Source organism: Acinetobacter sp. (assembly GCF_036659555.1).
Lineage (GTDB): Bacteria > Pseudomonadota > Gammaproteobacteria > Pseudomonadales > Moraxellaceae > Acinetobacter.
In genome coordinates, this window is the sequence record NZ_JAVXCI010000113.1 from 1 (window position 1) to 8,220 (window position 8,220).

The 8,220-nt window shown below is 49.2% G+C and carries 11 protein-coding genes; 8 read left to right on the forward strand and 3 right to left on the reverse strand.

Going from position 1 to position 8,220, the window contains the following annotated elements:
- Positions 1 to 261 precede the first annotated feature (261 nt).
- From RSA72_RS12955 to RSA72_RS12990, 8 genes are all read left to right on the forward strand, one after another.
- Positions 262 to 1,239: a KpsF/GutQ family sugar-phosphate isomerase gene (locus RSA72_RS12955; protein ID WP_332624745.1), complete on the forward strand. Its 978-nt coding sequence runs from the start codon at positions 262 to 264 to the stop codon at positions 1,237 to 1,239.
- 3 nt (positions 1,240 to 1,242) lie between these two features.
- Positions 1,243 to 1,782, forward strand: a complete 540-nt coding sequence (locus tag RSA72_RS12960; protein WP_332624281.1) for a KdsC family phosphatase — start codon at positions 1,243 to 1,245, stop codon at positions 1,780 to 1,782.
- A 40-nt stretch (positions 1,783 to 1,822) separates the two neighbouring features.
- Positions 1,823 to 2,365: an LPS export ABC transporter periplasmic protein LptC gene (gene lptC, locus RSA72_RS12965; RefSeq protein WP_332624280.1), complete on the forward strand. Its 543-nt coding sequence runs from the start codon at positions 1,823 to 1,825 to the stop codon at positions 2,363 to 2,365.
- Positions 2,355 to 2,921: a lipopolysaccharide transport periplasmic protein LptA gene (gene lptA / locus RSA72_RS12970; RefSeq protein WP_332624279.1), complete on the forward strand. Its 567-nt coding sequence runs from the start codon at positions 2,355 to 2,357 to the stop codon at positions 2,919 to 2,921. Before lptC ends, lptA begins: the two co-directional genes overlap by 11 nt.
- Entirely contained in the window at positions 2,921 to 3,667 is a 747-nt protein-coding gene (gene lptB / locus RSA72_RS12975) for an LPS export ABC transporter ATP-binding protein (RefSeq protein WP_332624278.1), read from the forward strand. Before lptA ends, lptB begins: the two co-directional genes overlap by 1 nt.
- A gap of 224 nt (positions 3,668 to 3,891) precedes the next feature.
- Positions 3,892 to 4,491 (forward strand): IMPACT family protein, encoded by a 600-nt coding sequence (locus tag RSA72_RS12980; RefSeq protein ID WP_332624277.1) that lies wholly within the window; start codon positions 3,892 to 3,894, stop codon positions 4,489 to 4,491.
- Entirely contained in the window at positions 4,484 to 5,101 is a 618-nt protein-coding gene (locus RSA72_RS12985) for an acyltransferase (protein WP_332624282.1), read from the forward strand. The genes RSA72_RS12980 and RSA72_RS12985 overlap by 8 nt, the downstream gene beginning before the upstream one ends.
- A gap of 165 nt (positions 5,102 to 5,266) precedes the next feature.
- Positions 5,267 to 6,109 (forward strand): universal stress protein, encoded by an 843-nt coding sequence (locus RSA72_RS12990; protein WP_332633291.1) that lies wholly within the window; start codon positions 5,267 to 5,269, stop codon positions 6,107 to 6,109.
- A 134-nt stretch (positions 6,110 to 6,243) separates the two neighbouring features.
- Here the strand turns inward: RSA72_RS12990 and RSA72_RS12995 are convergent, their stop codons facing one another.
- The 3 genes from RSA72_RS12995 to fdxA form a co-directional block, all read right to left on the reverse strand.
- Entirely contained in the window at positions 6,244 to 6,909 is a 666-nt protein-coding gene (locus RSA72_RS12995) for an O-methyltransferase (protein ID WP_332624117.1), read from the reverse strand.
- Between the two features lie 132 nt (positions 6,910 to 7,041).
- Positions 7,042 to 7,764, reverse strand: coding sequence for a D-Ala-D-Ala carboxypeptidase family metallohydrolase (locus RSA72_RS13000; RefSeq protein WP_332624118.1), 723 nt, complete (start codon positions 7,762 to 7,764; stop codon positions 7,042 to 7,044).
- Positions 7,765 to 7,927: 163 nt separating this feature from the next.
- On the reverse strand, positions 7,928 to 8,220 hold a 293-nt coding region (gene fdxA, locus RSA72_RS13005), incomplete at its 5' end, for a ferredoxin FdxA (protein WP_332633293.1).

Sequence of the window (8,220 nt, forward strand, 5' to 3'; positions counted from 1 at the left end):
AACCTTGCCAAGGTTGGGGTCGGGAGTTCGAGTCTCCTTTCCCGCTCCAGAATATGAAAAAACCTTAGTCATTTGGCTAAGGTTTTTTTTTGCTTCAATTTTTGCTTTAAATTGTTACAAAGCGTAGTAAGGCATTAAAAGTTGAACATTTATAAACGTTCAATTTATAGAGATATGCTAAAATATCCGGAATTATTCTTAGTTATTTAAGCGCTGTAGATACAGCTTAAAAAAGGTAAAGCGGCTTTGAATCCACCCAATATGCTCAATCAAATCGATTTCAAAAAGACCGCACTGGAAACCCTCAGCATTGAACAGCATGCTCTGGAAGTGCTGGCAGCGCAGATAGATCAGCGTTTTACCCAAGCCTGCGAAATTATTCTGCAATGCAAAGGCCGCTTAGTCGTGACCGGCATGGGCAAGTCCGGCCATATTGGCCGTAAAATGGCTGCGACTTTCGCGTCTACAGGCACGCCGTCATTCTTTATGCACCCGGGTGAAGCGGGCCACGGCGACTTAGGCATGCTGGTGAAAGGCGATGTATTGATTGCCATTTCCTATTCTGGAAAAAGCGATGAAATCATGATGCTGATGCCGCTGATCAAGCATGTCGGCGTGCCTCTAATCACCATTTCGGGCCATGATCGGGGGCCAATGCCGCAAAATGCAGATGTGGCTTTGACTTTGGGCGATATTCAGGAAGCCTGCCCATTGGGCCTGGCGCCGACATCCAGCACCACGGCAACGCTGGCTTTAGGCGATGCCTTGGCTGTTGCGCTGCTAGAAGCGCGCGGCTTTACTTCCGACGATTTTGCCCGTTCGCATCCTGCCGGGGCGCTGGGCAAGCGCCTGCTGCTGCATGTCAAGCACTTGATGCATATGGGCGATGAACTGCCGAAAGTCGCGCCGGATACGCCAATGAACAAAGTGCTGTATGAAATTTCCAACAAGCGCTTAGGCTTAACTACGGTGGTTGATGCTGAAGACCGGCTGCTGGGCATTTTTACTGACGGCGACTTGCGCCGCCTGATTGACCGGCAGCAGGGCTTTGACGTCAATCTGCCGGTGTCTGAAGTCATGATTCAGCATCCGTCCACTATTTCCAAAGAAGCCCGCGCAGTTGAAGCGCTGGAGCAAATGAATACAAAGAAAATCAATCAGTTTGTTGTTGTTGATGATGCGCAGCGGGTCATTGGCGTCATCAGCATGCATGATTTGATTCAGGCTGGGGTAAATTAATAAATGGCATCGTATGTATTGCTGGAGCAGGCGCGTCATATTCAGGCGCTGGTGCTGGATGTAGACGGAATTTTAAGTGACGGCTTTGTCACCTTAACCAATAGCGGAGATGAGATTAAGTCTTTTGACATCCGTGACGGTTTAGGCATGAAACTCGTACAGAAGGCCAACATTAAAGTCATTATTATCACAGGGCGCAAGAGCAATATTGTGGAAAAGCGCATGACTGATCTGGGTGTGGATTTGGTTTATCAGGGCCGTGAAGACAAAGGCACGGCGCTGCGCGAGGCTTGCGCGCAGCTGAATATCGCCGCTGAAGACTGCCTGTATATGGGCGATGACTGGCCGGATTTGTCAGCATTTGCAATTGCCGGCATGAAAGTTACTGTGCCGAATGGGCATGTTGAAGTCCGGCGCCGTGCGGACTTGGTTACTCAGGCATATGGCGGCCGCGGCGCAGTGCGTGAAATCTGCGACATGCTGCTGATGGCGAAAGGGGTGTATCAGGAGCAGCTTGAAAAATATGCCCGCGCCCCGCATTAATAACTGAATAATTCAGTGAATTTGGATTAAATACCCGCTTATGGATACAAAAGTTTTATACGTTACTGCGATTGCAATTGCGGCTGTAAGCGGCGGTTATTACTATTACAGTGGAAAAGGCAATAAGCTTGAGGCGGATTCCGCCCGCAACATGACTTATTCCGCGGAAAATATTCACCTGACCCAGACCGACGAGCAGGGCAAGCTGTACATCCGCGCGCAGGTTGACCGGCTGGAGCAGGATCTGAAGCAGCAGACTTCGCAGCTGGAAAACCTGCAGGCGTCTGTGTATAAGGATGGCAAAGTTGACGCCACCTTCCTTGCAGAAATTGCCAATGGCTATAATGATAATGAAAAAATTGTGCTTAAACAGAAAGTTGAAGCAACAAAACTGCTGGATTCAGGAAAAATGGTCTTTTATACCGATGAATTGACGGCTTTTCCTAAAACACGCGAAATACAAACTGACAAGCAGGTTATTGTGGAATCTCCGCAAGCGCAATTTGTCAGCCAAGGGCTGAAAGCCAATTTAAATGACGGTCAATACGAATTTTTTAATATTCGAGGAAAGTATGAACCTTAATCATAAATCACTATTGTCTAACGCTTTCCTTAAACAGGCGGTGCTGATGGGTTCACTTGCGCTGTGTTCTGCGGGCGCTTTTGCCTTGCCTTCAGACCGCAGTCAGCCAATCTCTCTGGTGGCTGACCGCGCAACATTCAACGAGAAAACCGGCATCACTACCTATAGTGGCAATGTGATTATCGAGCAGGGCAGCATGAAGCTGCAGGCGAATTCAATTGTAGCGAACATGAACAGCCGCAAGGAAATCAGTGTAATTACCGCTTCAGGCGGGCCTGCGCGCTTCCAGCAGAAGACTGACCCGGCCAAAGGCCCAGCCAAAGGCCAGGCGCAGAAAATCATCTACAATGCTGAAACCGGCATTATCACCCTGACAGGCAGCGCCCTGCTGGAACAGGACGGCGCCAGCATCCGGGGCAACACGCTGAAATACAGCATGAATAAAGGCGATATTGTGGCGGAAGGCACGCCGAATAAAACCGGCTCATCTTCAGGCCGCGTGCAGATTGTCATTCCGCCGTCAAGCTCTAAGTCATTCCCGGGAGCGCGTGATTAATGGAGAATTCCCCGAATCAGCCGCAAACCTTATGCATCAAGCATTTGGCTAAAAACTACAGCAAGCGCTGGGTGGTGAAGGACGTTTCGTTCAATATGCAAAGCGGCCAGATTGTAGGCCTGCTCGGGCCAAATGGAGCAGGCAAAACCACCAGCTTCTATATGGTGGTGGGGCTGGTGCGCATGGATAAAGGCGAAATCCATCTGGATGATTTGGACTTGTCCGACTTGGCCATGCATGAGCGCGCGCGCAAGGGTATTGGCTATTTGCCGCAGGAAGCCTCTATTTTCAGAAAGCTGACCATTGCTGAAAATATCATGTCTATTCTGGAAACCCGCAAAGACTTGAATAAGCAGCAGCGCCAGCAGCGTTTGGCTGAACTGCTTGCGGACTTTAAAATTACCCACATTAAAGACTCATTGGGCATGAGCGTGTCCGGCGGTGAGCGCCGCCGTGCGGAAATTGCCCGCGCATTGGCTGCTGATCCTAAATTCATGCTGCTAGATGAGCCTTTTGCCGGCGTCGATCCCATCTCTGTCGGCGACATTAAGGACATTATCCGCACGCTGAAAGACCGCGGCATCGGCGTGCTGATTACCGACCATAACGTGCGCGAAACCTTGGCAATTTGCGAGCATGCCTATATTGTCAGCGAAGGCTCGGTGATTGCTGAAGGCTCGCCGCAGGAAATTTTAGAAAATGAAATTGTCCGCAAAGTCTATTTGGGCGATGATTTTACGGTTTAAGCTATGTGAATCCCGCTCAAAATGAGAAACAGCGCATTGCTGTGAGGGAAATTGCTCCATTAGGAAAAGACGCTTCGATCAGCAGCGGAATAGGCCGGCGCTGATCCATAGGCAAGAAAAGCAGCCTCCAGTTTATGGGGGCTGTTTTTTATTGCCGCTTTAAATGCCAACCTCAGAAATAAAAACCGCTATAATTAAAGGGATTATTCAAAGTTTGATGAGATATGCCGTTTACCATTGCCAGCCAAGCCAGCTATGAGGAAGACATTAAAAAAAGCCGTTTTCAGGCGATTGCGGTTCCTGTGGAAAATGAACAGGCCGCCAAGGACTTTCTGGAGTTGAACAAAGACCTGAGCACGACTCATCAGTGCTGGGCATGGAAAATCGGCCATCATGTGCGCTTTAATGATGACGGCGAGCCGTCGGGCACGGCAGGGCGGCCGATACTGGCGGCGATTGAGGGCAATGAGCTGACCAATGTGCTGGTTTTGGTCAACCGCTGGTATGGCGGCATTAAGCTCGGCACCGGCGGCTTGGCGCGCGCCTATGGCGGCGCTGCCGGGCAGTGCCTGCTGCTGGCGGAAAAAATTGAACTGATTGCAAAGAAAAAAGCCAGCTTTCAGTGCCAGTTTAATGAATGGGCAATTTTCCAGTATGAATTAACCCAGCTGCAGGCTGAGTACAGTGAGGAATACACTGCTGACGGCGTGAGCGTAACGGTTTTATTGCAGATCCATCAAATACAGCCCTTGGCGCTGAAAATTCAGGACGTCACGCGGGGCCGTGAACAGCTGAAACTCATTGAAGAGCCGAATGATGACTGAACAGGATCCTTTATTAAAATACCGCGAACAGCATAAGCACCGCCTGAACTATATGCCTTGGCTGTACTGGTCATTAAAGCCGAAAAACCGCGGCTGGGCGGAGGAATGGCAAAAACAGCATCAAGACTATTTAATGGCGATGGAAACCGTTGAAATTGGCCGGAACTGCTTTATTTCACCTTTGGCGCATATCTTTGCTGAACCGGGGCGCAAAATCATTATCGGCGACAATACCTTTATTGCGGCGGACTGCACGCTGCATGGGCCTTTAGACATCGGCAGCGAAGTGGCCATCAACCATCACTGCATTCTGGATGGCGGGCGCGCAGGCATTAAGCTGCACGATCAGGTGCGTATAGCGGCTTATTGCCATCTGTACGCGTTTGATCATGGTATGGATTTGGCGCAGCCGGTGTATCAGCAGCCGGTGCGCTCCAAAGGCATTGAAATAGGCCGCGATGTTTGGCTGGGCGCGCATGTCGGGGTAAAAGACGGTATTCATATTGCAGATCAGGCGGTGGTCGGCATGAACAGCATGGTCACCAAAAATGTTGAAGCGCGGGCGGTGGTCGGCGGAAATCCGGCCGGATTCATCCGCTACAGGGATTAGCAGTGCGCCTATGCTGCTGAATATCGTGAAATTCATGATTTCATGGCGGCTGAAAAAGTACTTACATAAAAGCCTGCAAAGTTATGAAAAGTTATGCTAAGTTAAAAAAACAATCAGCTTAGCCCAGCAAGCAAGAAAAAACAGGGCGGAAAAGAGAGGCGAATTATGAAACGCGTGATTGCTTGTATTGATTCTTCGCCATGCATTAATGCGCTGGCGGAAGCAGCAGCCTGGGTGGCCAAGCAGACCCGCAGGGAACTGGTGCTGCTGCAGGTGCTGGACTATTATCCGGCCAGCTATCATTTAGGCGAAATCAGCGGCGTAATTGGCTTTGAAAGCAACGCCATGCTGCTGAAAGAGCTGGCGGAGCTGGAGCAGAAGCAGAGCGAACTGGCGCTGGCTTACAGCAACAACCTGCTGGAGCATATTTCTGAAATGATTCAGGAAAAGCATGGCCTGACCGCTTCCCACATTCAGGAAAAAGGTGATTTTCTGGAGCAAAGCTTCCATGTGCTGCAGCCCGATGACATTGTGGTGATTGGCCGTGTCGGCGAGCGCTCTGCGGAACGCAATAAGCCGATCGGCAGCAATGTGGAAAACTTTATCCGCGGCGCCAACTGCACGGTGATGACGGTAGGCTCCACGTTTAAGCCGCCAACCCGTTTCATTTTCGCCTATGAGTATTCTCCAACCTGTGTCAGCCTGATGAAGCGCATCGGGAAAAGCGATCTGCTCAAGCTGCTGCAATGCCACCTGCTGTATGTCGGCGATCATCCTGAAATATTGAATGAGCCAATGCAGTATTTAAAGGATGCGGGTTTGGATGTGGTCACCGAATACCGCTATGGCGATGTTGCGGAAAATATTCTCCTGTACCAGCAGGAGCAGGATATTCAGCTGATCGTTCTGGGCGCATTCAGCCACAGCAAAATCCATCAGTTTTTCTTGGGCAGCATCGCGACCACCATCTTCCGCAACTCTGCAGTGCCCTTGCTGGTGGTTAAATAAAGACTGATGAGTGGGCTTGCTTAATAAATAATCAGAGTTATCCTCATATACTGTGGATAACTCTGTGGTTAGTATTTGTAAGTTATTGTTATATTTAAAAAATAATATAATGATGGTTTTTTGCGCGAATTGGATTATTTCACAATTGCGATTGCAAAACCGTCATGCCCCTTGCTGCCAACCGTCTGTAAAGCCGTGCAGGATAAGATGCGCGGATGGTTCTGCATGGCGGCAAACATCTCGCGGATGCCTTCGATGCTGGGCTTACGGTTTTCAGGATTCAAAATTTCACCGGCGCGGATTACATTGTCCAAAACAATGATGGTGCCTGAATGCGAAAGGTTTAAACTCAGCTCCAAATATTCAGGATAGCTCTGCTTATCGGCATCCACAAAAATAAAGTCAAAGGCTTCGGTATCTTCCGGCAGCGCGCGCAGCAAGTCAGCAGCGCGGCCGCATTGCAGTTCAATCGTCTGCGCAAGCTTGGCATTGTCAATATTTTCCTGCGCCAGCGCGGCATGCGCATCACGGCCTTCAATGGTGAGGACGTAGCCGTCTTCCGGCAAGGCCCGCGCCAGCCACATGGTGCTGTAAGCTGCAAATGTTCCCAGTTCCAGCACACGCTTGCAGCGGTTCATCTGGATCAGCATCTGCAGCAGCATGCCCTGATTTGGCGCAACGGCCAGATGATCAGGATAGCCGCGTTCATCTGTATGCTGCAGGGTCTGCGCTAAGACTGGATCTTCCGGGATTAAATGTGAATCAATATAAGCATCAATGTCTGTCCACATTTGCTGCATAGCTTTAGCACCTAATTTTCGATGGATGCATTTTAAACCTTTCAGCATGAAGCGCAATTTTTTGCGCTGCAATTGCGGAATATATCTGCAAAAAAGGCCTCTATTGAGGCCTTGCAATACTTTTGCAATGGCTTAGTACGTGCACAGTGACGAGTTGCGGGAATGATCCGGGCCCCATGTGCGGTAGCCTTGGGTATCAATATGAATCTGGCCGGATGCGTATAAGCCTAGGCCCATATTCAGGCTTTGGCCATGCTGCGCCCAGAATTGGCATAGCTTGAATTTAGTGTTTTCAACATAAGCATAATCTTCCGGTTTAGGGAATTCCGGACCAATGCGGAAATCAATAGCAGAGTTGTATAAGTGCCGGGAAGAGCTTGCGCCGCCGGCGCACTGATTCAGCGGCAAGTCGCGGTAAACTGAAGTCACTTCAAAGTCGCTCAGAATATTGGCTGCCACCAGATATTTGAATACGCGCAGCGTTGGAATTTGATTGGCCCACAGCTCGCGGTTGGGCACCATATACTGCGAGCGTCCGCATTTTTGCCAGTCACGCGCGGTACGCACCAGCTCAAAGCTTGGAATAATGCTGCCGACGCCATTCTTTTCAAGGAATACTTCATAATCACGCACGCGGCGCAGATTGTCGGCTGCGGCCACCCATGAATTATAAACGTAAGGAACAACTTTTGGGGGAGCGTGGTGTTCAAAACCGCTGCTTTCCTGAGGGATAAAAATCCGCTTTCCATCAGGACCTGTAATCGTCTGGCCCTTTTTAGGCGCGGTGCTGCATCCGGCTAAAAAGATTAGAGGAATTGCCGATGCTGCCAGCAATCCCTTCATAAAATTCTTCATTATAAAAATCAATTATTTACAAACTCGTTATATTTTAATCTAAAACGATTGAGAAAATTTGGAAATATTGCAATGAAATGTGTGCTTTCAGTACAAAAAAAGACCAGCATGCGCCGGCCTTATTTTTTTACTTAGAAATTTCAATAGGCTGTTTTTAAATAGACTACTTTTCTAAATACTGCAGTTTATCAGCTTTGCCGTTCCATTCTTCACGGTCAGCCGGCTGGTCGCCAATTTGCGTGATGTTTGGCCATTTTTGCGCAAGGTCAGCATTCAGTTCAATAAACACTTCCTGACCTTCAGGCAGCTCATCTTCCGAGAAAATCGCATTTGCCGGGCATTCAGGTTCGCATAGCGCGCAGTCAATGCATTCGTCAGGATTAATTACAAGGAAGTTCGGGCCTTCATAGAAACAGTCTACAGGGCAAACTTCAACACAGTCTTGATATTTACATT

Bases quoted from the DNA above. Each gene is read 5' to 3' on its own strand.
- RSA72_RS12960 (WP_332624281.1), top strand. From the start codon at position 1,243: ATGGCATCGTATGTATTGCTGGAGCAGGCGCGTCATATTCAGGCGCTG.
- RSA72_RS13000 (WP_332624118.1), bottom strand. From the start codon at position 7,764: ATGAAGAATTTTATGAAGGGATTGCTGGCAGCATCGGCAATTCCTCTA.
- RSA72_RS12955 (WP_332624745.1), top strand. From the start codon at position 262: ATGCTCAATCAAATCGATTTCAAAAAGACCGCACTGGAAACCCTCAGC.
- RSA72_RS12985 (WP_332624282.1), top strand. From the start codon at position 4,484: ATGACTGAACAGGATCCTTTATTAAAATACCGCGAACAGCATAAGCAC.
- lptA (WP_332624279.1), top strand. From the start codon at position 2,355: ATGAACCTTAATCATAAATCACTATTGTCTAACGCTTTCCTTAAACAG.
- RSA72_RS12980 (WP_332624277.1), top strand. From the start codon at position 3,892: ATGCCGTTTACCATTGCCAGCCAAGCCAGCTATGAGGAAGACATTAAA.
- lptC (WP_332624280.1), top strand. From the start codon at position 1,823: ATGGATACAAAAGTTTTATACGTTACTGCGATTGCAATTGCGGCTGTA.
- RSA72_RS12995 (WP_332624117.1), bottom strand. From the start codon at position 6,909: ATGCAGCAAATGTGGACAGACATTGATGCTTATATTGATTCACATTTA.
- lptB (WP_332624278.1), top strand. From the start codon at position 2,921: ATGGAGAATTCCCCGAATCAGCCGCAAACCTTATGCATCAAGCATTTG.
- RSA72_RS12990 (WP_332633291.1), top strand. From the start codon at position 5,267: ATGAAACGCGTGATTGCTTGTATTGATTCTTCGCCATGCATTAATGCG.